This window comes from Gordonia sp. (in: high G+C Gram-positive bacteria), assembly GCF_012515855.1.
In the GTDB taxonomy this organism is placed as follows: domain Bacteria; phylum Actinomycetota; class Actinomycetes; order Mycobacteriales; family Mycobacteriaceae; genus Gordonia.
This window is the reverse complement of the sequence record NZ_JAAYXO010000063.1, coordinates 1-24,150: the sequence shown is the minus strand read 5'-3', so window position 1 is coordinate 24,150 and position 24,150 is coordinate 1. Positions and strand designations below refer to the sequence as shown.

At 67.9% G+C, this 24,150-nt stretch carries 23 protein-coding genes; 11 read left to right on the top strand and 12 right to left on the bottom strand.

Translation table 11 applies throughout. From position 1 onward, the window contains the following. From GX543_RS04280 to GX543_RS04265, 4 genes are all read right to left on the bottom strand, one after another. Positions 1-841 (bottom strand): MaoC family dehydratase N-terminal domain-containing protein (locus GX543_RS04280; protein WP_290850034.1); only part of this gene is annotated, 841 nt, incomplete at its 3' end. Next, a complete protein-coding gene (gene fabG / locus GX543_RS04275) occupies positions 838-1,581 on the bottom strand; it encodes a 3-oxoacyl-ACP reductase FabG (protein ID WP_290850032.1) in 744 nt (247 codons plus the stop codon). The genes GX543_RS04280 and fabG, both read right to left, overlap by 4 nt. A 40-nt stretch (positions 1,582-1,621) precedes the next feature. Then, a complete protein-coding gene (locus GX543_RS04270; protein ID WP_290850031.1) occupies positions 1,622-2,428 on the bottom strand; it encodes a CoA ester lyase in 807 nt (268 codons plus the stop codon). Beyond that, a complete protein-coding gene (locus tag GX543_RS04265; protein ID WP_290850030.1) occupies positions 2,425-3,600 on the bottom strand; it encodes an acyl-CoA dehydrogenase family protein in 1,176 nt (391 codons plus the stop codon). The genes GX543_RS04270 and GX543_RS04265 overlap by 4 nt, the downstream gene beginning before the upstream one ends. A gap of 168 nt (positions 3,601-3,768) precedes the next feature. Here GX543_RS04265 and GX543_RS04260 point away from each other — a divergent pair, with 168 nt between their 5' ends. The 4 genes from GX543_RS04260 (at position 3,769) to GX543_RS04245 (ending at position 8,701) form a co-directional block, all read left to right on the top strand. After that, the gene (locus GX543_RS04260) at positions 3,769-4,917 is read left to right on the top strand and encodes an acyl-CoA dehydrogenase family protein (protein WP_290850029.1); all 1,149 of its coding nucleotides are present in this window, start codon (positions 3,769-3,771) and stop codon (positions 4,915-4,917) included. An 11-nt stretch (positions 4,918-4,928) separates the two neighbouring features. After that, entirely contained in the window at positions 4,929-6,143 is a 1,215-nt protein-coding gene (locus tag GX543_RS04255) for a CoA transferase (protein ID WP_290850028.1), read from the top strand. Between the two features lie 152 nt (positions 6,144-6,295). After that, a complete protein-coding gene (locus tag GX543_RS04250; protein ID WP_290850027.1) occupies positions 6,296-6,880 on the top strand; it encodes a hypothetical protein in 585 nt (194 codons plus the stop codon). Positions 6,881-6,934: 54 nt separating this feature from the next. Continuing rightward, a complete protein-coding gene (locus GX543_RS04245) occupies positions 6,935-8,701 on the top strand; it encodes a cellulase family glycosylhydrolase (protein ID WP_290850025.1) in 1,767 nt (588 codons plus the stop codon). A 10-nt stretch (positions 8,702-8,711) separates the two neighbouring features. Here GX543_RS04245 and GX543_RS04240 read toward each other — a convergent pair whose 3' ends face one another. After that, positions 8,712-9,548: an MBL fold metallo-hydrolase gene (locus GX543_RS04240; RefSeq protein ID WP_290850024.1), complete on the bottom strand. Its 837-nt coding sequence runs from the start codon at positions 9,546-9,548 to the stop codon at positions 8,712-8,714. 104 nt (positions 9,549-9,652) lie between these two features. On the opposite strand from GX543_RS04240, the gene GX543_RS04235 reads away from it, so the two are divergent. The 3 genes from GX543_RS04235 (at position 9,653) to GX543_RS04225 (ending at position 13,132) form a co-directional block, all read left to right on the top strand. After that, complete coding sequence (locus GX543_RS04235; RefSeq protein ID WP_290850023.1) at positions 9,653-10,267, top strand: TetR/AcrR family transcriptional regulator; 615 nt, start codon at positions 9,653-9,655, stop codon at positions 10,265-10,267. Between the two features lie 112 nt (positions 10,268-10,379). Beyond that, complete coding sequence (locus GX543_RS04230) at positions 10,380-11,123, top strand: hypothetical protein (RefSeq protein ID WP_290850021.1); 744 nt, start codon at positions 10,380-10,382, stop codon at positions 11,121-11,123. Further along, positions 11,123-13,132 carry a YhgE/Pip domain-containing protein gene (locus GX543_RS04225; RefSeq protein ID WP_290850019.1) on the top strand — a complete coding sequence of 670 codons (2,010 nt, stop codon included), beginning with the start codon at positions 11,123-11,125 and terminating at the stop codon, positions 13,130-13,132. Before GX543_RS04230 ends, GX543_RS04225 begins: the two co-directional genes overlap by 1 nt. Positions 13,133-13,186: 54 nt before the next feature. Here GX543_RS04225 and rnhA read toward each other — a convergent pair whose 3' ends face one another. Beyond that, positions 13,187-13,648 (bottom strand): ribonuclease HI, encoded by a 462-nt coding sequence (gene rnhA / locus GX543_RS04220; RefSeq protein WP_290850017.1) that lies wholly within the window; start codon positions 13,646-13,648, stop codon positions 13,187-13,189. Positions 13,649-13,680: 32 nt separating this feature from the next. Between rnhA and GX543_RS04215 the strand changes: the two genes are divergently transcribed. From GX543_RS04215 to GX543_RS04200, 4 genes are all read left to right on the top strand, one after another. After that, positions 13,681-14,220, top strand: a complete 540-nt coding sequence (locus tag GX543_RS04215; protein ID WP_290850015.1) for a DUF1697 domain-containing protein — start codon at positions 13,681-13,683, stop codon at positions 14,218-14,220. Then, entirely contained in the window at positions 14,217-14,561 is a 345-nt protein-coding gene (locus GX543_RS04210) for a DUF202 domain-containing protein (protein ID WP_290850013.1), read from the top strand. The genes GX543_RS04215 and GX543_RS04210 overlap by 4 nt, the downstream gene beginning before the upstream one ends. A gap of 587 nt (positions 14,562-15,148) precedes the next feature. Further along, a complete protein-coding gene (locus tag GX543_RS04205; RefSeq protein ID WP_290850012.1) occupies positions 15,149-15,508 on the top strand; it encodes a DUF202 domain-containing protein in 360 nt (119 codons plus the stop codon). Then, positions 15,501-15,887: a DUF202 domain-containing protein gene (locus GX543_RS04200; protein ID WP_290850011.1), complete on the top strand. Its 387-nt coding sequence runs from the start codon at positions 15,501-15,503 to the stop codon at positions 15,885-15,887. Before GX543_RS04205 ends, GX543_RS04200 begins: the two co-directional genes overlap by 8 nt. A gap of 33 nt (positions 15,888-15,920) precedes the next feature. On the opposite strand, the gene GX543_RS04195 is transcribed toward GX543_RS04200, so the two are convergent. From GX543_RS04195 to GX543_RS04170, 6 genes are all read right to left on the bottom strand, one after another. Next, on the bottom strand, positions 15,921-17,849 hold the full coding sequence (locus tag GX543_RS04195; RefSeq protein WP_290850010.1) for an ABC transporter ATP-binding protein: 1,929 nt from the start codon (positions 17,847-17,849) through the stop codon (positions 15,921-15,923). Beyond that, positions 17,846-19,579, bottom strand: a complete 1,734-nt coding sequence (locus GX543_RS04190) for an ABC transporter ATP-binding protein (RefSeq protein ID WP_290850008.1) — start codon at positions 19,577-19,579, stop codon at positions 17,846-17,848. Before GX543_RS04190 ends, GX543_RS04195 begins: the two co-directional genes overlap by 4 nt. Before the next feature lie 89 nt (positions 19,580-19,668). Further along, positions 19,669-20,466 (bottom strand): family 1 encapsulin nanocompartment shell protein, encoded by a 798-nt coding sequence (locus GX543_RS04185; RefSeq protein ID WP_290850006.1) that lies wholly within the window; start codon positions 20,464-20,466, stop codon positions 19,669-19,671. Positions 20,467-20,526: 60 nt separating this feature from the next. Next, positions 20,527-21,543, bottom strand: a complete 1,017-nt coding sequence (locus GX543_RS04180) for a Dyp-type peroxidase (protein WP_290850005.1) — start codon at positions 21,541-21,543, stop codon at positions 20,527-20,529. A gap of 140 nt (positions 21,544-21,683) precedes the next feature. Further along, complete coding sequence (locus GX543_RS04175; protein ID WP_290850003.1) at positions 21,684-22,637, bottom strand: alpha/beta hydrolase family protein; 954 nt, start codon at positions 22,635-22,637, stop codon at positions 21,684-21,686. Between the two features lie 268 nt (positions 22,638-22,905). Beyond that, positions 22,906-24,150, bottom strand: a 1,245-nt coding sequence (locus GX543_RS04170; RefSeq protein WP_290850001.1) for an AMP-binding protein, incomplete at its 5' end; no start/stop codon positions are given.

The window sequence follows — 24,150 nt, the reverse complement described above, 5'->3', positions numbered from 1 at the left end:
CATCTGAACTGACAGCATCTGGGCCGACGAGTTCGACGTGCGCGCCGTCGTCGGATCGGGTGTAGACCAGTTGCGCGGGATTCCCGCAGAACAGGGGCTTCAGGTTCCGGTGCCTCAGGGCGGCGATCCGCGTGCCGTCGTCCAGCAGGCGGTGCGTCTGTGCCAGTGCCATCGTCATCAACGGTCCGTGCACCACCAACCCGGGGTAGCCCTCCACCCGCGTGGCGTACGGCCAGTCGTAGTGGATCCGGTGGGCGTTGGCGGTTGCCGCGGAGAAGCGCATCAGCAGAGTCGGATCGGTGCGCAGGTCCCACCGGTCCGCACCTGCCGGAACCATCGGGCGGCCCACCGGAACAAACGCGGCGGCCGGATCGGGGTCGGCAGCCGGGGCGTCCGAGGTGGGGGCCGCCTCGCGGTAGATCAGGTTCTGTTTCTCCACCACGGCCGCGGTGCCGTCGGGCGCGACGAGCGTCGTCGACACCACGACCACCGTCAGTGCGCCGCTGCGACCGTTCTTCTCGGTCACCGATTCGACGATCGACTCCCGGCGCACCCGGTCGCCGACGCGGACGATGCCGGGAAACTCGACCGAGCCGCCGGCGAACATGCGGCGCGGCAGGTCGATCGGCGGCAGGAACGACCCGCGGCGCGGGTGCCCGTCGAGGCCGAGTTCGCTCGACGGCGCCCATTCGGGCAGGGCCACCCAGTGCCACAGCGGAGGCAGCGGGTCGCCGGCCTCGGGGGTCGGCAGGCCGTCGTCGAAGATCTGGGCGAGGGCCCGGACCCGGCCGGGGTCGAAGATCTCCTCGGTCACGACCGTGTGCGGTTGCCAGTCGGTCACATCAATCGCCCGCCGGTCACCTCGAGCACGGTGCCCGTCATGTATGACGACAGATCAGACGCGAGGAACGTGGCGACCGAGGCGATCTCGCTCGGCTCGCCTGCGCGGCCCATCGGGATCTCGGCCATCTTCTGGTCCCAGATGCGCTCGGGCATCGCCTCGGTCATCGCGGTGCGGATGAGCCCGGGCTGGATGCAGTTGACGCGAACGCCGGCGTGCGCGACCTCCTTGGCCGCCGCCTTGGAGAGGCCGACGATGCCGGCTTTGGCCGCCGAGTAATTGGTCTGGCCGACGAAGCCCACCTTGCCGGAGATCGACGACAGGTTCACGATCGCGCCGCTGCCGCGCTCGCGCATGTGGGCCGCGGCCGCGCGGGTGCCGAGCCAGGTGCCCTTCAGGTGCACGTCGATCACCTGGTCGAAGCTCTCCTCGCTCATCTTGCGCATGGTGGCGTCGCGGGTGATGCCCGCGTTGTTGACCATCACGTCGACGCCGCCGAAGGCGTCGATCGCGGCGTCGATGAGGGCCTGGACGTCGTCGGCGGAGGTGACGTTGCAGGCCACGCCACGCGCGATGGTGTCGCCGCCGAGTTCGGTGGCCGCTGCCGCGACCTGCTCGGCGTTCATGTCGCCGAGCACCACGTGGGCGCCCTCGGCGATGAATCGTTCGGCGATCGCGTAGCCGATGCCCTGTGCGCCGCCGGTGATGACGGCGGTCTTGCCGGTGAGAAGTCCGGTCATGGTGATGCTCCTAAAAGTGTGGGAAAGCCGATTGGGACGGCTAGCGAATCCGCTTCAGAATCTGCTCCGCGCGGTCGACGACGGGCTTGTCGACCATCTGGCCGTCGACCACCGCGACCCCGTCGAAGTCGACGGCGTCGACGATCGTCCGCGCCCATTCGACCTCCTCGTCGGAGGGCGCGAAGGCGGCGCCGGTCGGGGCCAGCTGGCGGGGATGGATGCACAGCTTGCCCGCGTAGCCGAGGCGGCGGGCGTGGGTGACGGCCGCGGTGATGCCGTCGGCGTCGTCGACGCCCGCGGTGACACCGTCGAGCGGACCGGCCAGGCCCGCCGCTGCCGAGGCGAGCACCAGGGCGCTCCGGCTGGCCAGCAGCGCGTCGGTGTCCAGCGGGTCGACGCCGAGCTGCGCGGAGAGGTCGAAGGTGCCGATGGCCAGGCGCACCACGCCGGGGATCGCGGCGATCTGCGGGGCGTTGAGCACCCCGAGGGCCGTCTCGATGAGGGCGATGACACCGCAGCCGGTGACCTCGGCGACCTTCTGCACGATGTCGGGCGACTCGGCCTTGGCGACCATGATGGTGGCGCCGAGGCCGGTGAGGGCGTCGAGGTCGCCCGCGAAGTACCCGGTGTCGGCGGCATTGATCCGCACGGCACAGGGATGGCCGGTGGCGACCCACTCGGTGACGTGCCCGCGGGCGATCACCTTGTTGTCGTGGGGGACCGCGTCTTCCAGATCCACCACCACCAGATCGGCGCCCGCCGCGGCGGCCTTCTCGAAACGTTCGGGCCGGTCGCCGGGGACGAACAGGAGGGTGGTGGCGGCCCGGGCGAGATCGGTGGAGGTCATGGTTTCTGCGCGTCCTTCTTTGCTTGTTTGACGAGACCGCCGCCGATGATCAGCCGCTGGATCTCGCTGGTTCCCTCGTACAGGCGTAGCAGACGCACATCGCGGTAGATGCGTTCGACGGCGGTTTCGCGCATGTAGCCGCTTCCGCCGTGCACCTGAACGGCCTTGTCGGCGACCTCGCCGACCATCTCGGTGCAGAACAGCTTGGAGACCGACGGGGCGATCCGGCGGTCTTCGCCCGACACCCACTTGGCCGCCGCGTCGCGCACCAGGGCGCGACCGGCCGCGATGCCGGTGGCCATGTCGGCGAGGTGTGCCTGGACCAGCTGGAAGTCGCCGATCGGGGTGCCGCCCTGGGTGGTCACCGCGGCGTGGCGCAGCGACTCGTCGAGGGCGCGCTGGGCCGCGCCGACGGCGAGACCGGAGATGTGGACGCGGCCGCGGGCCAGCGAGATCATCGCGGCGCGGTAGCCGACGTCCTCGGCGCCGCCGACCAGTGCGGACGCGGGCACTCGCACGCCGTCGAAGTGGACGTCGGAGGTCAGGGCGCCCTGCTGGCCCATCTTCTGATCGTGTTCGGCCACCACGACGCCGGGGGTGTCGGCCGGGATCAGGAACACCGCGATGCCCGCGCCGTCGGCATCCGCCGGGCGGGTGCGGGCGAAGGTGACGAAGAGGTCGGCGGTCGGGGCGTTGGTGATGAAGCACTTGGCGCCGTCGACGACCCAGTCGCCGTCCTCTTGCTGGACGGCCTTGGTGCGCAGGCCGGACGGATTAGACCCGGCGCCGGGCTCGGTGAGGGCGAACGATGCGACGACCTCGCCCGACGCGATCTTCTCGAGCCACGTCGACTTCTGCTCGTCGGTGCCGAAGTTCACCAGGACCTGTCCGGCGATGCCGTTGTTGGTGCCGAACATCGAGCGCAGCGCGAGGCTGGTGTAGCCCATCTCCATCGCGAGTTCGACGTCTTGCGCGAGGTCGAGGCCGAGGCCGCCCCACTCCTGCGGGATGGCGTAGCCGAACAGGCCCATGTCCTTGCAGGCCTGGCGCAGATCCTCGGGAATCGCGTCGTTGTCGGCGATCTCGCGTTCGCGGGGGATCACGCGGGTGGCGATGAACTCGCGAACGGAGTCGCGGATGTGTGTGAAGTCTTCGGCACTGACTTGAGACATGGTGGCCTTCCGGATAAGAATTCTACTAACCTGTTAGAAAATGGACTCTATATGAGCCCGGCCGAACTCGGCAACAGTCGAGCGACCAGCGTGAATGCTTGAGTAGCGGACCTCCGATACCGCGGCACGACCACCGGCGCAGGCACGACCAGAAGGGTGTAACCGCACATGTCTCTGACCAAAGACGAAGAAGAAATGGTCGCGCTGGTCCGCGATTTCATCGATCAGCGCGTGGCTTCGCGGGTGCGCGAGTTCGAGGAGGACGACATCTACCCGGAGGAGTTCATCGAGCAGATGAAGGAGCTCGGCTTCTTCGGCCTGCTGGTGCCCGCCGAGCACGGTGGCGTCGACGTCAGCATGGCCTGCTTCGCCCGCGTCTGCGAGGAGCTCGCGCGCGGTTGGATGAGCTTGGCGGGCGCCATCGGCGGCCACTCGGTGATCACCTACCTGATCAAGACCTTCGGCACCGACGAGCAGCAGCGCAAGTACCTGCCCGCGATGGCGGAGGGCCGGATTCGCGCCACGATGGCGCTGACCGAGCCCAGCGGCGGCAGCGATCTGCAGGCCATGCGCACCCACGCCGATCCGGTGGACGGCGGCTTCGTCATCAACGGCTCCAAGACGTGGATCTCCAATGCCTCGCACTCCGGTCTCATCGGTCTGCTGTGCGTCACCGACCGTGAGGCGTCCCCGTCGCACCGCGGGATGAGCGTGATCCTGGTGGAGCCCGGGGAGGGTTTCACCGTCTCGAAGAAGCTGCCCAAGCTCGGCTACCGCGGTGTCGAGGCGTGCGAGCTGGTGTTCGAGGACATGCGGGTGCCCGCCGACGCCGTGCTCGGCGGCGTCCCGAACGTGGGCTGGGGGCACATGATGCGCGGCCTCGAGGTGGGTCGCGTGCAGGTGGCCTCGCGTGCGCTCGGCGTGGGGCAGGCGTCGCTGGAGGCGGCCACCCGGTATGCGCAGGAACGCGAGTCGTTCGGCAAGCAGATCTGGCAGCACCAGAGCGTGGGCAACCTGATCGCGGACATGGCCACCAAGCAGCAGGCCGCGCGCCTGTTGACGGTCGACGCCGCACAGAAGCTCGACCGCGGTGAACGCGCAGACCTCGAGGCGGGCATGGCGAAGCTGTTCGCGTCGGAGACGGCGATGCAGCTGGCGCTCGATTCGATCCGCGTGCACGGCGGCTATGGGTACTCGAAGGAGTACGACGTCGAGCGCTACTTCCGCGACGCGCCGCTGATGATCGTCGGTGAGGGCACCAACGAGATCCAGCGCAACGTGATCGCCGCCCAGCACATCGCGCGGAACAAGATCTGATCGGAGCTGTCGTGACTGTCTCGAACCGTCCCCTGGCCGGCGTCCGCGTCGTCGAGTTCGCCAGTTTCGTCGCCGGCCCCAGCTCCGGGATGGCGCTGGCGCAGCTCGGCGCCGAGTTGATCCGCGTGGATCCGATCGGCGGAAACGTCGACTACCGCCGCTGGCCGCTGGCCGCGGAGACCGGGGCCAGCCTGTACTGGAACTCGCTGAACCGCGGCAAGAAGTCGGTGACCCTGGACCTGCGCTCCGACCGCGGCCGCGACCTGCTGCTGTCGTTGGCGACCGCCCCGGGACCCGATGCGGGCATCGTCATCGACAACGCGGTAGGCCGCTCGTGGTTCTCGTACGATGCGCTGTCCGCGCGCCGGTCCGACGTGATCGCGGTCCGAGTAGAAGGTCGTGCCGACGGCTCGGCCGCCGTCGACTACACGGTGAACGGCGACTCCGGCGTCGCCTCGATGACCGGGCCCACCGAGACCGATCGACCGGTGAACCACGTGCTGCCCGCGTGGGATCTGCTCTGCGGTCAGGAAGTGGTGACCGCGGTCTTGGCCGCGCTGCGCCGACGTGACCGGACCGGCGAGGGCGCACATGTCCAGATCGCGCTGTCGGACGTTGCGATGGCGGCCGTGGCGAATCTCGGCTGGTACTCCGAGGCGGCCGAGAGCGGTCCGCGCGCCCGGCACGGCAACCACATGTACGGCGCGTTCGGCACCGACTTCGCCGCGGCCGACGGTGGTCGCACGATGGTGGTGGTGCTGACACCGCGGCAGTGGGCCGCGGTCGGCGCCGCGACCGGGACGACCGAGGTGTTCGCCGCGCTGGAGGGGTCACTCGGCGCGGACTTCCAGACCGACGAGGGCCGGTACGCGCATCGGGAACTGATCGAGGCCGTCCTCAAACCCTGGTTCGCCGCCCGATCGACGACGCAGGTGCACGACGAGCTGTCGGCCGCCGGCGTGCTGTGGGGGCCGTACCGGACCACCGCCGACGTGGCCGCCGACTTCGCCGCCGACCCGGCGGGCCGCCCGGTCCTCATCAGCCTCGCGCAGCCGGGTATCGGCACCGTGATCTCGGCGCACTCGCCGTCGCGATGGGACTCGTCGTACTCGGGCAGCGCGCCCGCGGCGGACCTCGGCAGCGACACCGACGCCGTTCTCGCCGAGGTGTTGGGGCTCAGTTCCGACGACCTGCGCGGCCTGCACGACGACGGCGTGATCGCCTGAACGCAGGCAGGTCGCGGTGCGCGATTCTGTGACGCGGGTCGCGGGTGGTCGATCGACTGGGCGAAGGTAGATCCGAGCTTCCGCGCCCGGCGGTCGTCGAGAGGAACCGTCAGATGCCCCAGTCGCGTTCAGAGGAGCAGTCGCGTTCAGAGGTGCAGTCGCGGTCAGTGCTGCCTTCGGCGGCGGTGGCAGCGGTCGCGGTGACGTTGATCGTCCTGGCCGTCGCCGACCCGGTGGGGCTGCTCGCTCCGGTCGGGTGGTCGGGCGGCAGTCTCTGGCCCGACGGCGGCCTGTGGGCGCACGCGACCCTGCTGGTCTACGTCCCGGTGGTCCTCGCGGTCACCTGGTGGGCGGTGCGGGCCGTCACGCCGTCGCGCGGGCTGTTCGGCAAGGTCGTCCTCTCTGTGTTGCTGGCGTCCGGGCTGGGCAAGGCCGCGGCAGCGACGCTGGAAGCCGGTGATCTGTGGGCCGGTCTCTGGGCGTCGAGCTACTCGCTGGCCAAGGCTCTGCCCCTCGCGCTCGTCGCGGCCACCGCGGTAGCGGTGGTTCGACGAATCGGTGCGTCGCGTGTCGACGCAGCGCCGGCCGATGGAGATCAGGCAGCCGATACCGATGAACCGATCGAGATCGATGACCAGTCGAGGCGACTGACGTCCATCGGGTGCGGCGCGCTGATCTTCGCCGCGGTGGCGCCGCTGATGACGTTCTGGTGGACCGCTCCCGTCTATACCGCCTAGACCCCGACGCCGAGCGCAGCGCTTGGATGGGGCGCGGCGCTGGTCGGGGTGCTGGTGCTGGCGGCGAGCACGCTGCTCGCCGGCGGGCTTCGTCGACCGCTCGACGCCGGATCCATGCCGAGATCGGCGATCTTCCTCGACGGTTGGTTCGCGGCCCTGGTCGGTGCGGTGATCGCGGCCGTGATCGGCGCAGTGGTCGGACTCGTCACCGGCGACGGTTTCGGCGGCGACCTGTGGCCGCTGATGGCGCTCTACGTGCGGCTGGCCGACATGCTGGCGTTTGCCGTGTGCTTCGGTTGGATCGTCGGTCTGGCTCTGCTGCTGCGTCCCCGCCGGGTGTGGGTGGTCGCTGCCGCGATCGGTGCGGTGGCGCTGGTGGTCGTGGGGACGCTGTCCGGTCCGGTGGTCCGCGACGCGGCGACGGCGGTCCCGGCCAAGGCCGATCGCCTTGCCCCGTTGACGGCCGACGGCATCCGAATCGTCGACGACGCCGGGCGCGACGTGCTGCTGCGCGGCGTCAACGTGAACCAACTCGTTGACTTCTATGCCAAGCGTGCCGAGGTCCCGTCGACCACACCGTTGACCGCGGCCGACTTCAATCAGATCGCGTCCTACGGATTCAACGTGGTGCGCCTGGGCATCTCGTGGTCGGCGCTGGAGCCGACCCGCGGTCAGTACGACGAGGACTACGTGCGGCAGATCCGCACCGCCGTCGACCAGGCGGCGGACGTCGGGCTCTACACCGTGATCGACATGCACCAGGACGGCTGGTCGGCGGCGCCGACGCCGGAGGGCGAGAACTGCCGGCCGGGCACCGAGCCGATGTGGGGATACGACGGCGCGCCCGCCTGGGCCACCGTCGACGACGGCGCCCCGCGCTGCCAGTTCACCGGCCGTGACATCTCACCCGCGGGCGACCGCGCGTTCGAGAACTTCTACCACAACACCGACGGCATTCAGGATCACCTGGTTCGCGCCTGGGGTCGGATCGGCGAGGAGTTCGGCAACGACCCGGCCGTCGCGGGCTTCGACCTGCTGAACGAACCCGGCTTCGGCGAATCGGCGCCGGTCACGACCACCGTGCTGCTCGGAAGGTTCTACGGCAGGGCCATCGACGCGCTCCGCGACGCGGGTGCGCGCCAGCTGGTGTTCTTCGAACCCAGCCTGCTCTGGTCGGGCATGGCGTTCGAAGCGACCGTCCCCGCAGACTTCACCCGCGACGGCAACATCGTCTTCGCCCCGCACCTGTACGCGGAGTCGATCACCATGGACCGCAGCCTCGGGCTGCCGCCGTTCGTCGGCATCGAGCGCGGCTTCGAGCTCGCGGCTCGGGCGGCCGAGCGGCTCGGCGTGCCGCTGTGGAGCGGCGAGTACGGCTACTGGGGCGACGACCGCATCGGCCGTCTCGCGCGCTATGCCGCGACCGAGGACGAGTTCCGGATCGGCGGCGTCTACTGGGTGTGGAAGCAGTCGTGCGGCGATCCGCAGAACGGCATCGGACCGATCGGCGACGGCCTGATTCCGCAGGACTGCGCCACCGGCGAGTTCCGCGCGCCGGACCGCGAGGTCATCGACATCCTGTCGCGCGCGTATCCGCGACGGACTCCCGGACGGCTCGAGTCGCTGACCTCGCAGGGGAGGACGATGAGCATCACCGGCAGCGGCGATCAGCAGGGCTGTGAGCTCGAAGTCTGGGTGCCCGGTGCGGGCGCTCCGAAGATCTCGTCGACCGGCGTCACCGATGTCCGCGTCCGGGCACTCGGTACGGGGCATCTGGTCACCGGGTGCGCGACGGGTGGTTTCGAACTCGCGACATCGTGAGATTCGATCTTCATGTCGTCGACTCCCTCGAATCGATGTGGCGGGGGTCGTGCGAGCAGATGATGCGCACTTCTGGAGATGCATGCAGGTCCACCAGCCGGGCGAGAGTCTGTCGCTGAACGACGGCGTCGTACTGGGTGAGGCGGTAGAAGGCCTTGATGCCGAGCGGCACCTTATGCCCTGCCTCCGGCGCGATCTGCAGGCGAGAGAAGTGACTGTCTCCGCCGTGGAGAATCCAGTCGGAAGTGGTCGCGGCGTCGGTCGCGACCGCGTATCCGGTGTGCCCCTCGGTATGACCGGGCAGCGCCACGGCGACGATGCCGTCGGGGAGCCCTGAGATCGTGCGTGCGTTCGGTATGCCTTTCCACGTCTCGGTGCTGTCGGGAATGGGGGCCCACTGGACTCCGTGCGCCCACTGTCCGTGCGCGAAGAGTCGTTCCCGGAAGTGCCGCGGAGCGGTGGCGGCGTCGAGTTCGGTCTGAGACAGGTGAACTTGCGCCCATGGGAACTCGACGAGTCCACCGATGTGGTCGGGGTCCAGGTGAGTGAGCAGAATGTGTCGAACGTCGGTGGGATCGAAGCCAAGCGCCTTGACCTGCGCCGATGGGGACTCCACCGGTCCGTAGTCCGGGCGGAGTGCCACATTGAAGGCGAGTTCCAACATCCGTCCGGCCGGGCGGAGGCTCGCTCCGGGCCCGGTGTCCACGAGGACGAGTCCGTCCTTGGCCGTCTCGATCAACAGACAGTGTGAGACGGCGCGTCCGCCTCGAAAGCCGGCGACGCCGTCGGAAACCAGACGACCGCCGATCGGACGGAACGTTCCCGTATTGAGGTGGTGGATCTTCATCGCTGCGCTTCTTTCCGTCGACAGCACTATCGCAGAGGTCTTGCGTTAACGGAGCTAAGCACAGGCCATCAATAAACGCAATAATCTTGCGATAGGCTGACTGCATGACACCACCCGAAGGCGGTTCACGCCCCGGCGGGCGCAGTGCCCGCGTCCGGCGTGCCGTCGTCGATGCCGCAGCCGAACTCTTCGCTGAACACGGCATCGAGAACGTGACGATCCCTGCCATTGCGAAGCGGTCGGGCGTTCACGAGACGACGATCTATCGGCGCTGGGGCGATCGTGACAACCTGGCCCTCGACGTCCTCTTGAGCATGGCCAAGGATGCCGTACCCATCCCCGATACCGGAGATCTGAGATCCGACCTGATCGCACTGGTCGAAGCGACGATGGCCCGCCTTCAGTCGCCGATCGGTCTGGCGCTCGCTCGACTGTCCGTCCAGGCGAGTGGCAGCCCACGCCTCGCTGAGCAGCGGCACTCCTACTGGACTGCCCAGGTTGCACGCGCTGGGGAGTTGATCACGCGTGCGGTGGCGCGCGGCGAACTGCCCGAGGACACGCCCGTTCAACTCACGCTCGAACTCATGATCGCGCCGCTGTACATGCGATTGCTGGTCACCGGCGAGCCCCTGGACCCCAGCCTGCCGCGGCAGATCGTCGACCTCGCCCTGCTGCGGCTCACGGCCGCAACGGCACCTGCCTCGGCCGAGCGTTCATGAAGCGCCGCGCGCGTGTGGTCGGCACCACACATAATTTGATAACGTGTGTTTGCAGACGTGCGGCACGGTTGAGCACGGGTCTCGGGGCCGATCGGTACTACGCTCCACACTCATGACCGATCACCCCGATCCAGCCATGGCTGTCGTCGCTCGTGGGATCACGCAGAAGGGGCCCTGGGGCCACGTCTACGGACCCCTCGACCTGGACATCGCGGCGGGCGGACTCACGATCCTGCGCGCCGAGTCCGGCGCCGGCCGCACGGCCCTGCAGATGACGCTCGCCGGGCGGATGAAGGCGCACGCGGGCACCATCGACGTCTTCGGCCGCACGCGCCCGCGCGCGATCTTCGACGTGGCGTCGCTGGCCGGAATCACCGCGCTCGACGACGTCTATGCCGCGGTGCGCGTCGTCGACCTCCTCACCGAGAAGATCCGCTGGGACGCGTCCTGGTATCGCCTGATCGGCAAGGCCACACGCGACGACCTCGAACGGATCTGCCTGCCCGTGTTCGGTGACCTCCCTCTTCCGGAGCTGGGCGACTACGTCGAGGAACTGTCCGAACTCGACGGACTGCTCTTGAGGGTGGCCCTCGCCAATACCCGGCCCAAGCCGCTGCTGGTGGTCGGCAACGTCGATCAGGTCAGCAGCGAACTGGACCACCGCACTCTGCTCGAACGACTGGTGGCGCTCGGCAGACAGCAGACGGTGGTGACCACCACCGTCAATCACGTCGACCCGGAGCTCGGGTGTCGCGCGGTCATCGACGTGCCGTCGATGCTGTCGAGTCGGGCACAGACAGGCGAGTACATTCACCGCGCACCCACCGGTGACGCGCAGGCGCAGGGGGAGATCTGATGTTGGCGGGAATGTCGTTGGGAACCGAACTGAAGCGGTTCTCGAAGGGGGCGATGCCGCGCATCGCGATCCTCACCATCGTGCTGATGCCGCTGCTGTACGGCGCCATGTACCTGTGGGTGTTCTGGAATCCGTTCGACGAGGTCGCCAAGGTGCCGGTCGCCATCGTCAATCAGGATCGGCCGGTGGAGGCCAACGGTCAGGAACTCAACGCAGGCAAGCAGGTGCGGGACGAACTGCTCGCGTCCGGCGAGCTCGATCTGCACGCGACCGACGCCAAAGAAGCCGCCGCAGGCCTCGCGAGCGGCAAGTACTACTTCACCATCGAGATCCCGAAGGACTTCAGCTCGTCGATCGCCTCGGCGACAACGGACGATCCGCACAAGGCGCAGATCCAGTTCACGTTCAACGACGCGAACAACTATCTCGCCGGGATCATCGGGCAGACCGCGGCGTCGCGCGTCACCCAGGCGCTCAACGACAACATCGGGGAGCGAGCCGTCGACCAAGTGCTCGTGGGTCTCACCTCGGCCGGCAAGGGCCTCAAGAAGGCCGCCGACGGCTCGCAGCAGTTGGCCGACGGATTGAAGCAGGCCGACGACGGCGCTCAGCAGCTGGCCGCGGGTTCCAACGAGCTCGCGACCAACATGGTCACTGCGCGCGACGGGTCGGCGCAGCTCGCCGACGGAACCACGCAGTTGGCGACGGGCATCAATGCCGCGACGACGCCCCTGCTGAGCCTGCTGACTACCGTCGATTCCTCGGGAATCAAGCCGTCGCAGTACGCCGCCGACGCTGCCGCGATCTCATCCGACCTCTCCGACGTGCTCGGCGTGATCGGGGCCGCAGGCGCCGGACAGTCGCAGGCCGAGCAGGCGGTGTCCCAGGTCATCGCCGGGCTGCGAAACAGCGCTGACCCCAACGCCCGAGCGCTCGCCAACGCGCTCGCTCCGGTCAAGCAGTTCCTGCAGACACAGGGTCTGAACGCGGCGACCACCGCTAAGGTCGACCGCCTCGCGAAGCAATCCAACACGCTCGCCGCGCAACTCGGCGATCGGAACTCGTCGTTGCGCAGCACCCTCGCGATGCTCGAGAGCGGGGAGCTCACGGGCAAGGTGGTCGAGCTCCGCAACGGTGCCGACCAACTGCAGGCCGGTGCCGCCCAGCTGCACGACGGCCTGATTCAGCTCTCCGACGGCAGCAACCGACTCGCCGCGGGCGCGGATCAACTGGCGCAGGGCACCCCGCAACTGCTCGACGGCGCAGATCAGCTGGCCACCGGACTGGCCGATGGCGTCAAACAGATCCCGGACTTCGGGGACGACGAGCAGCGGCAGAAGACCGCGGCCAACCTGTCGCAGCCGGTGGCGCTGAGTTCGTACACTCACAATCCGGCACCGACCTTCGGCACCGGTTTCGCTCCGTTCTTCTTGCCGCTCGCCATGTTCATCGGCGCGATCATCATCTGGATGATGTTGAAGCCGCTGCAGTCCCGCCCGGTGATCGGCGGCCTCGGCGGCCTGCGCTCGGTGCTGGCCTCGTACTGGCCCGGCGTGCTGATCTCGGTGGCGCAGGTGGTCGTGATGTTCGTCGTCGCGCACTTCGCGGTCGGCCTCGACGCGGTGCATCCGCTGGGGATGCTCGGCTTCATGCTGTTGGTGTCGGCGACCTTCCTGGCACTCATACAGATGTTCAACGCGGTGCTCGGACCGGCTGTCGGCCGGGTGGTCTCGTTGGCCTTCCTGATGGTCCAGATCGTCGCCTCCGGCGGCATCTATCCGGTGGAGACCACGGCGAAACCGGCGCAGTGGTTCCACCCGTTCGACCCGATGAGCTACGCGGTCACCGGCCTGAGGCAGTTGATCAGCGGTGGCGTCGACTCCCGACTCTGGGTGGCCGTCGGCGTCCTCGCCGCCATCGCGGTGGTCAGTCTGGCGATCAGCGCCTGGGCGGCCCGGCGCAACCGGCAGTACACGATGGTTCAGCTCTTCCCGCCGATCCAGGTGTGACGGCCCTATCCAGGTGTGACGGCGAAGTCGCCTGCGTGCCTCGCAGGCGACACGTCAGCCGTCGCGCAGCGCTTTCGCGGCGCTGGTGGCGAGGGTGTCGGCGATCTCGTTGTACTTGTCGCCGTTGTGGCCCTTGACCCAGCGCCAATCGACTTCGTGCCGCTTCTCGGCGTCGAGGAGTTGCTGCCAGAGGTCGGCGTTCTTGACCGGCTGCTTGCTCGCGGTCTTCCAGCCGTTGCGCTGCCACCCGGCGATCCACTTGGTGATGCCGTTTCGCACGTAGCTGGAGTCGGTGTAGAGGATTACCGACGACGGCCGCGTGAGGGCGTTGAGGGCCTCGATGGCCCCCATCAGTTCCATGCGGTTGTTGGTGGTGTCGGCCTCGGACCCGGAGAGTTCCTTCTCGATCTCGCCGTACCGCAGGACCGCGCCCCAACCGCCCGGGCCGGGATTGCCAAGGCACGCGCCGTCGGTCGAGATCTCCACTATCTTCGAAGGGGTTCCGGCGTCGCTCATGACGCACAACGCTACCGGGTCAGGAGGTGCCGATGGCCGCCGGTCACGTGGTCCTGCTCCGCGCGGTGAATGTCGGCGGAGCGAAGCTGCCGATGGCCCGCCTTCGCGAGATCGCCGAAGGGCTCGGCGCCACGGACGTCTCGACCTATATCGCCTCGGGCAATCTGCTCTGCAACCCACCCGACCCCTCCGACGACTTCGACCGCGCGCTCGAGCAAGCCGTCCTTGACGAGTTCGGGTTCTTCCGCGAAGTCATCAGCCGGACGCCCGACGCGTTGTCGCAGGCGCTGGCCGCATACCCGTTCGGTGAGGCCTCGCACGGCCACATCTACTTCCTGACCGGTCGGCCCGAGGCCGCAGCGGCCGCGGACTTCTGCGCCCAGGACTTCGGCGGCGGTGAACGTCTGCGGGTGATCGACCGCGATCTCCACATCGACTACCCCGGCGGTGCGGGCACCACCAAGCTCACCCCGCAGAAGATCGCGAAGGGCCTCGGATTCACCGGCACCGGCCGCAATCTGCGAACCACAGCCAAGTTGATCGAGCTCGCGGGAGGTGGAGGAAGCCGATGACCGAAGAGAATCCCGGCCCGCCGCCCGGTGCCGTCGACGCGCGCTTCACCCTGGCCGCCGAGCGCACGATGCTCGCCTGGCTGCGGACGTCGCTCGGCCTCATCGCCGCGGGCGTCGCCGTGCAACACGTGATGGTCGACTTCTCGAACAGCACCGCCCGATTCATCTTCGGCATCGTGCTGATCCTGCTCGGCGCCGGTGCGGCCATCGCCGGCGCGTGGCGCTGGTACCGCGTGACCCACGCGTTGGAGAAGGGCGGACATATGCCCGGACCGGCCACCGTCTGGGCGTTGACCGGGGGAATCGTGGTGGTCGCGCTCGCGTTCGCGGTGTTCTCCTAGGGCGGCGGGTCCTCATGGTGGGCGAGTGTCGCCTGGGAGCGGCGCGAGGTCGGTCTCGTTGTGTCGGGTCTCGATTCTCGTCGGTGCTCGCTGCGCTCGCAGCGCCGAACTCGACCATCGTGGGTGTGGGTGCTCGCATGCTCGTAGCGCCGAGCTCGACCATCGTGGGGGTTGGTGTTCGCAGGCGGGCAGCGAGGTCTCCTCATGGTGGTCGAGTGTCGCCTGGGAGCGGAGCGAGCATGCGATGTATCGAGACCGTCGTGAGAAGTGTTGGTGGGTAGTTGGTCTCGGTGTGTCGGGGTCTCGATACTCGGCGGTGCTCGCAAGCTCGCAGCGCCGAACTCGACCATCGTGGGGACGGTGCTCGCTGCGCTCGCAGTAAATGAACTCGACCATCGTGGGGTAGGTGCTCGCAAGCTCGCAGCACTGAACTCGGCTACCCCGGGCCGGGGTGTGTCCCTTGTCTCTCTCTGCCCGACCTGCTGGGATCGCTCACGCGGCTAGGGTTAAAATCATCGTGGCGTTAATACGACTGTTGGATTTTCGCTGAAAGTCGGAGCGATGTCCGCAGCGTAAGGAGCAAGCAGATGGCACGGCGATGGCCGGAGTGGGTCTACGACGAGGGCGAGGAGCCCGATCCCCGATTCACCCTCGCGAACGAGCGCACGCTGCTCGCGGCATTGCGCACCGCGCTCGCCTTCATGGCCGCCGGGGTGGCCTTGCACATCGCGACCGCCTCGACCGGCGAACGGATCTGGTCGTACGTGGCGATGGGCGTGGTGGTGGTCGGACTGCTGCAGGCCGGAGCCGCGTTCCCGCGGTGGGCGCGATCCGAACGCGCCCTGCGGACCGGCCAACCACTGCCTGCGGCGTCGTCGGCCTTCATCCTGGTGATCGGCCTGGTGGTCGCAGGCATCGCCGTCCTGGTGGGGCTGGCCATTGCCTGACACAGCACTGCAGCCCGACACCGCACCGGCAGATCATGCCGTGCACGACACCTCGAACTTCCTCTTCGACATCGGCGCGCAGAACGAGCGCACCCGACTCGCGTGGACCCGGACGGCCCTGGCCTTCCTGACCGGCTCGGCAGTGCTGTTCCGCGGAGTGCCGACCGCCGACAATCCTGCAGTCGCGGCCATCCCCACGGTGCTCTGCCTGGTGGTCGGCGTGGTGCTGCTGACGTTGAGTCATCGGCGCTACGGCCACAATCAGCGGGCTCTGAAAGACACCTCCCTGCACATGCCGGACGGCGTCTTCCCCGCCCTCGCGGCGATCGCCTGCGTATTCGGCGGGACCATCGCGGTCGGCATGGTCTTCCTGATCTGACGGCCGGATTCGATCCGACGGCGCGACTCCGCACTACACCGGCGCGTCCACATCCTCGGCGGGGGCGGTGAACTGGGCGTTGTAGAGCCGGAAGTAGGCACCGCGCTTGCGCAGCAGCTCGTCGTGATCGCCCTGCTCGACGATGTGCCCGTCTTCCATCACGACGATCAGATCGGCGTTGCGGATGGTGGAGAGCCGGTGCGCGATGACGAAGCTGGTGCGGTCTTTGCTGAGATTGGCCATCGCCTTGCTGATCAGCAGTTCGGTGCGGGTGTCGACGGAGCTGGTGGCTTCGTCGAGGATCAGGATCGTCGGTTTGGCGAGGAAGGCCCGCGCAATGGTGATGAGCTGGCGCTCGCCGGCGCTGACCCCGCCGCCCTCGTCGTCGATCACGGTGTCGTAGCCGTCGGGCAGGGTGCGGACGAAGTGGTCGACGTGACTGATCGACGCCGCGGCCAGCACGTCCTCGCGGCTGGCGGTGGGATCGCCGTAGGCGATGTTGTCGTAGATGGTGCCGCCGAACAGCCAGGAGTCCTGCAGCACCATGCCGGTGCGTTCGCGGAGCTCGTCGCGCGTCATCGTGGAGACGTCCACGCCGTCGACGTAGATGGCGCCTTCGTCGACGTCGTAGAAACGCATGATGAGGTTCACCAGGGTGGTCTTGCCCGCGCCCGTGGGTCCGACGATCGCGATCATGTCACCGGGGCGCGCCTCGAGGGAGAGCCCCTCGATCAGCGGGCGATCGGGAACGTAGCGGAACGAGACGTCCTCGAACCGGATGTGACCGTCATCGGAGGCAGGCATCACCGGATGCTCGGGGTCCGGGGTCTCCTCGTCCTCGTCGAGAATGTCGAAGATCCGCTCCGCCGACGCCACGCCGCTCTGCATCAGGTTGAACATCGACCCGATCTGCGTCAGCGGCTGGGTGAACTGGCGCGAGTACTGGATGAAGGCCTGCACCTCGCCGAGGCTGAGCTGGCCCGTCGCGACGCGAAGGCCGCCGACGACGGCGACCGCGACGTAGTTGAGGTTGCCGAGGAACATGATCGTCGGCATCACGATGCCGGAGATGAACTGAGCCCGCCACGATGATGCGTACAGTTTCTCGTTGCGATCGTCGAAGGTGGCCTCGACGTGCTCGCGTCGGCCGAAGGCGGTGACCAGCTCGTGCCCGGTGAAGGCCTCCTCGATCTGTGCATTGAGCGCGCCGGTCGAGGTCCACTGCCCGACGAAGTGCGGCTTGGAGCGCTTGGCGATCATCGCGGTCGCGAACGCTGCGAGCGGGATGGTCGCGAGGGCGATCACCGACAGCAGCGGCGAGATGGTGAACATCATGATGAGGATCGCGATCACCATCAGCAGCGAGTTCAGCAGCTGGCTGATGGTCTGCTGCAGCGACTGCGACAGGTTGTCGAGGTCGTTGGTGACGCGGCTGAGGAGATCGCCGCGCGCCGAGGCGTCGTAGAACGACAGCGGCAGCCTGTGGATCTTGTCCTCCACCTGGGCGCGGAGCTTGGCGATGGTGCCGACGACCACGATGTTCAGCAGATACGCCCCCAGCCAGCCGAGGACGGCCGATCCCAGGTACAGGGCGAGGACGGTCAGCAGGATCCGGCCGACCACGCCGAAGTCGACACCCTGGCCGGGGACGACGTTCATCGAGGAGACCATGTCGGCAAAGGTGCCGTCGCCCTTCGCGCGGAGCCCGGCGACGGCCTGCTCCTTGGTAATGCCGTCCGGCAGTCGCGCGCCGATGACGCCGGCGAACAACTCGTCGGTGGCATCGCCCAGCACCCGGGGCGCGTACGCGGTCAGGATCACCGAGCCGACGATCGAGCCGACGATCAGCGCCATCCGCCCGCGGTAGTCGCCCAGCTGTCGGACGAGGCGTTTCAGCGACGGCTTGAACGACTTCGCCTTCTCGAGCGTCGGGGTGGCTCCGGGAGGTCCGCCGCGGCTCATGCGCCCGCTCCGATCGCCAGCTGAGATTCGGCGATCTCGGCGTAAGTGGGACAGCTCTCCAGCAGTTCGGCATGCGTGCCGAGACCTGCCACGGTGCCGCGGTCGAGCACCACGATCTGGTCGGCGCCGGTGATGGTGGAGATCCGCTGGGCCACGACCACCATCGCGGCGTCACGGGTGGCAGGCACCAGCGCTTCGCGGAGACGTGCGTCGGTGGCCAGGTCGAGTGCGGAGAACGAGTCGTCGAAGAGATACACCGACGGCTTGCGGATCAGCGCGCGAGCGATCGCCAGGCGCTGCCGTTGCCCTCCCGACACGGTGGTGCCGCCCTGGGCGACGGCGGTCTCGAGGCCGTCGGGCATGGCGCGCACGAAGTCGGCGGCCTGCGCGATGGTCAGCGCCTCCCACATCTCCTCTTCGGTGGCGTCGGCCTTGCCGTGTCGGAGATTGCTCGCGATGGTTCCGGAGAACAGATACGGCCGCTGGGGGACCAGTCCGTAGTGCTGCCGCAGCCGGTCGGGGTCGGCGTCCCGGAGATCGGTGCCGCCGAGCCGGATGGCACCGTCGGTCACGTCGAGCATGCGCGGCAGGAGGGTGATCAGGGTGGTCTTGCCGGAACCGGTGGAGCCGACGATCGCGGTGACGGTGCCCGGCGCGGTCTGGAACGAGATGTTGCAGAGGACGGGTTCGTCGGCGCCGGGGTAGCGGAACTCGACGTCGTCGAGAGTCAGGACCGCCGGATCGCCGACGATCGGCTGCGGGTTGTCAGGCGCGGCGACCGTGGTCTCGGTGTCGAGGACCTCGCAGATGCGGTCGGCGCAGACGCCTGCGCGCGGGGCCATCATCGCCAGGAACGAGGCCATCATCACCGACATCATGATCTGCATGACGTAGCTGATCATCGCGGTCAGCGCGCCGATCTCGACGGACCCGCTGTTGACCGAATGCGCGCCGAACCAGAGGACGGCCACCAGGGTGAGGTTGGTGATCAGCATGACCGCGGGGAACATCAGGGCCATCATGCGGCCGACCCGCAGCGAGGCGTCGGCCAGCCGGTCGTTGGCGACGCCGAAGCGCTCCGACTCGTGTCGCTCGCGGACGAACGCGCGCACCACGCGAATCCCGGTGATCTGCTCGCGCATCACGCGGTTCACGTCGTCGATTCGGGTCTGCATGGCCCGGAATCCGGGGATCATCCGCGAGATGATGAGGCCCATCACCACGCCGAGGACCGGGACCGCGATGGCCAGCACCCACGAGATCGGTGCGGCGATGCGAACGCCCATGATGATGCCGCCGATGCCCATGATCGGGGCCGCGACCAGGATCGACATCGCCATCACGGCAAGCAGTTGCACCTGCTGGACGTCGTTGGTGGTGCGAGTGATGAGCGACGGTGCGCCGAACTTCCCGACCTCGCGCGTGGAGAAGCCGTTGACGCGGTGGAGGAGGTCGTGCCGGATGTCGCGACCGCCGCCGAGTGCGGCGCGCGAGCCGAAGTACATCGCGGCCACGGACCCGAGGATCTGCGCGAACGAGATCAGCAGCATCCATCCGCCGGTGGTGAGGATGTAGCCGGTGTCGCCGCGGGCCACGCCGTAGTCGATGATGTCGGCGTTGAGAGTCGGCAGATACAGCATCGCCGCGGTCGACACCAATTGCAGGAGGACGACCGCGGCGACGGCACCGCGATAGCGCAGGACATAGGTCCGCAGCAGACGAATGAGCACGAAGCCCAGGGTACGTCGGCCAGAAGTAGTGCGCGACAGGGTTTACCCCGGCGACGTGCCGAGCCGGGAACCTGCGGTTCGGGAGTCCGCTACGTCAGGGTGACGGCGGCTTCCGGCGTGTAGGTGAGGTAGGTGAACGACTCGAAGAAGTAGAGGTTCACCGAGTCGGCGTCGTGCGAGTCGTAGCCGATGGAGACGTCCTGGCCGATCGAGAGCTCGAAGTCGCCGCCGCGCGTGCTCACCAGGAAACCGGAGTCGATCGCAGGCGCCCAGACGATGTCGCCGTCCACCAGAATGCGGCGGAGGTGATCGCGTACCGGGTTGCCGTGGTCGGAGGTCTCGTTGACCCGCGTGTAGTTCTCGGCCGACAGCGCCAGCGAGTAGGGACCGTCGACCGACGCCAGACGCAGCTTGCTGATGGCCTGGCTGATGGCCTCCGGGTAGTCGCGCACGTCGTCGGGGAGCGCGATCGAGTTGACGCCCGACTCCTGCGCGATTCCGGTGATCTGGGCGGCGGCGTAGCCCTCGAAGATCGCGCGGTCCTCGGCGAGGGCGAGCTCGCGGGCGGCACGCACGACGGGGTCCCAGTCGGAGTCGGACGCTCCGCGATCGACGTTGTCGATGGCTTCGCGCGTCACCGTGAACGGCACCTTCAGCTCCACCATCGGCTGGGTGTGCCGCAGGAAGGCCTGGATGCCGTCGGCGGGCGAGTCGATCTTGGTGCGCTGGCCGCGGGTCACCGCGTCGACGTCCAGACCCAGCGGGCCCTTCACGTCGACCAGGCGGCGGCCCGCGATGTTGCGCTTGAACGAGCGCGAGGCCTCTTCTTCGATCTCGGCCCAGGCGGCCGAGGAGATCGGAGCGAGTTCGCGATGCAGGTTGTTCATGGTGTCGAGTCCTATCTCGAGGTGGGATCGTGCGTCGTCGGGTCTCGCCCGACCGGTGGTCTAGCGCAGCGAACCGATGCCGAGCGAGCCGTCGCTTCGGGGTGCGGGTTCGCTGTCCGCGGCGGTCGCGCCGAGCTCCGCCGGGTCGGGTGCCTCCGGCGGATCGGACAGGAAGTCGGAGGTCGGGACGAAGAACTGACCCCCGGTGACCGCGGTGGTGAAGTCGAGCAGGCGGTCGTAGTTGCCCTCGGGCTCGCCGATGAACATGTTGCGCAGCATCTGCTCGCTGACGTCCGGGCCGCTGGAGTAGGCGATGTAGAAGGTGCCCTTCTCCCCGCTGCCGGAGATGTCGCCGTAGGGCATGTTGTCGCGGAGGATGTCGATCTCGTTGCCGTCGTCGTCGGTGATGACGTTGAGGGCGATGTGCGAGTTTGCCGGCTTCACGTCGTCGGCCATCTCGATGTTCTCGAGCTTGGTACGACCGATCGCCTTCTCCTGGTCTTCGACGCTCAGGGCCTCCCAGTCGGCGAAGTCGGTGACGTAGCGCTGAATCACCACGTAGCTGCCGCCCGCGAAATCGGGATCCTCGTCGCCGACGGTGATGGCGTCGACGGCGTCCTGCCCGACGGGATTCTCGGTGCCGTCGACGAAGCCGATCAGGTCGCGGAGGTCGAAGTAGCGGAAGCCGTGGACTTCGTCGACCGTGGTGACCGCTGCGCCGAGGCGCTGCGTGAGGCGCTGGCCGACCTCGTAGCAGAGGTCCATGCGATCGGCCTTGATGTGGATCAGGAGGTCGCCGGGCGTCGCGGGCGCGGTGTGCTTACCGCCGACCAGTTCGGTGAACGGGCGCAGTGAGCGTGGCCGAGGGCCGGAGTACAGGCGGTCCCAGGCTGCCGACCCGATGCCCACGATTGCGGCCAGTGCGGCCTCGGGGGCGCGTGATCCGACGGCGCTGCTGAGATCGGGGAGTTCGGCGAGCGCGTCGCGGACGGTGCCCTCGCCGCCGTCGTTGATCGTCAGGACCAGAAAGACGGAAGAAGAGGTCTTCCGGGTGATGATTGATTGAGGAGTGGACACGCCATCAACCCTAACGCGGAACACCGACACTTTCTGGTGAGAAGAGTCCCGGAATAAATCCGACGAACAGTCCTGGAACGCCGATGGCCGGCACCCGCGGGTGCCGGCCATCGTGTGAAGCGTTGTGAGTCGCTACGCGATCAGAAGAACGCGGGGCGGAACGTGGTGCGCCACGACTCCTCGAAGCGATCCTCCCAGTAGTCCCACCAGTGCGCGCCGTCCGGCGTGATGTGGGTGGTGAGGCGAACGCCCGGAACGGTGGCCAGGCGCGCGATGTACAGCTGCGAGCTGGTCGACGCGGCGACCTCCAGCGGAACCATCTGCGCGAACTTCGTGGGGTTGAAGTTCGGGCTGCCCGGGGTCAGGCTCGAGTCGTACTTGCTGCCGACGCCGGTGCCCGACGAGACGTAGACGCGCTTGCCCGCGAGGTTGCCCGCCGACAGGAACGGATCGTTGGCGAACCACTCGCCCGCGGGGTAGAAGCCCCACATGTTGTTCGGGTTGCCGCCCATCTCGGCCACCGAAGCCTGGATGCCCTGGGTGAAGCCAGGCATGGTGACGGTCGGGTAGCCGCTGTACGACGCGACGGCGTCGTAGAAACGCGGGTGGCGCGACGCGAGGTTCAGGGCCGCGGTGCCCGACATCGACAGGCCGGCGACGCCATTGCGGCGGTTGTCGCTGCCGTGGTTCTTCCGCATGTAGGCGGGGAGCTCCTTGGTCAGGAAGGTCTCCCATTTGTTGAGGCCCAGCACCGGGTCGCGCTGCTCCCAGTCGGTGTAGAAGCTGCCGCCGCCGCCGAACGGAATGACGACGTTGGTGTTGCGAGCAACCATCCAGTCGTCGACGTCGGTGTTTTGCAGCCAGCCGCTGGTCGACTTCGGGGCGCGCAGGCCGTCGAGCAGGTAGAGGGTCGGCTTGTTGTTTCCCGCCGGGCTGACGATGCGAACCTGAATGTTCTTCCGCATCGCCTGCGAGTAGACGGTCTCGGTGGTGCCGGCGGCCTGAGCCTCCGGTGCGACGGCCACCGCGGTGCCCGCGAGGGTTGCCGTCGCGACGATCGCGACAAGCAGACGCTTGCCAACGCTCTTCAGCATTCAAAATCCTTCGGTCCGTTGGCCGCCCGAAGCGACCCTGTGTCGTCGTGCTCGCCCACCTGTGGGGAGCGAAGCGTCGATGTTCGGGCGATTGGGCCCGTGTACCCCCGTACGAGTGGTGAGGCTATCTCAGGTTCCGCGGTCGCCGCAAAGGATGGCGGGGGTTTCGATGCTGGTCGCACCTGGTTTCGTGACGCATTTCCGGCGGTCAGGTAACAAATCCATATACTTAAAATTCGCTGTGTGAAATATGTCGCGCGTCACGAAATCATGCGGTTGCCGCGTAGCCGACGTCGGTCAGGGTGAAGACCGGGTCGTCGCCGGCGTCGCGGTAGCCCTCGTTGCGCAGTGCCACCCGTTGGTTCTTGAAGGTCGACGTCTGGGCCAGCTGGGGAACTACGCGCAGATACAGCGGCACCGCGTAGTGGGGGAGCTTGGCCCGCAGCTGAGCGGCCAGGTCCGAGGGGTCGAAGTCCTCGTCAACGACGATGGCCGCCATCCCCGCACGACCGTCGGCACCGTCGACCTCGACGCCGTAGACCACCGACTCGGCGATTCCCTCGACACTGTTCAGCGCCGCCTCCACCTCGGTGGTCGCCACGTTCTCGCCCTTCCAGCGGAACGTGTCGCCGAGGCGGTCGACGAAGGCGATGTGGCGGAACCCGAGTTCGGTCACCAGATCGCCGGTGTTGAAGTACTCGTCGCCGTCTTTGAAGGCGTCGCGGACGATCTTCTTCTCGGTGGCGGCCGGATCGGTGTAGCCGTCGATGCGGGCCAGCGGACTGATCTTGCCGAGCAGCAGACCGGGACTGCCCTTGGCCACCTTCATCACGCGGCCGTCGGCGCCCCGCAGCGGCAGTCCGGAGTCGTCGTCGGCCGCGACCACCGCATAGGGGAGCGGACAGAACCCGACGGTCTTGCGTTGATCGAGGATGTTGACGAAGCCGATGTTCGATTCGCTGGCCGCATAGAACTCAACGATCCGTTCGATGCCGAACCGGTCGACGAACTCGTCCCAGATCTCCGGGCGCAGGCCGTTGCCCGCGGCCACGCGGATCGTGTGCTTGCGGTCGGTGGGCTTGGACGGCTGGGCCAGCAGGTAGCGGCAGAGCTCGCCGATGTAGCAGAACGCGGTGGCCTCGTTCTCGATCGCCTCGTCCCAGAAGCGCGAAGCCGAGAACTTCGGACTGATCGCCATGCAGGCACCCGCCGCGATGGTGGTCGCGACGCAGACCGTGGCCGCATTGTTGTGGTAGAAGGGCAGCGTCACGAAGAGGACGTCGTCGGGCCGCAGTCGCAGGCCGATCCCGAAGCCGTTCATGGCCACCTGCCAACGGCCGTGGCTCATCACGCTGGCCTTGGGCCAGCCGGTGGTTCCCGACGTGAAGATGTAGTAGGCCGGGTCGCTGGCACGGACCTGGTCGGTGACGCGCGGGTTCGTCTCGACGCCGGGGTTCTCAGCTGCCATCGCCGCTCCCCGCGCGTCGAGCGAGGCGAAGCTGAGCGCGTCCGT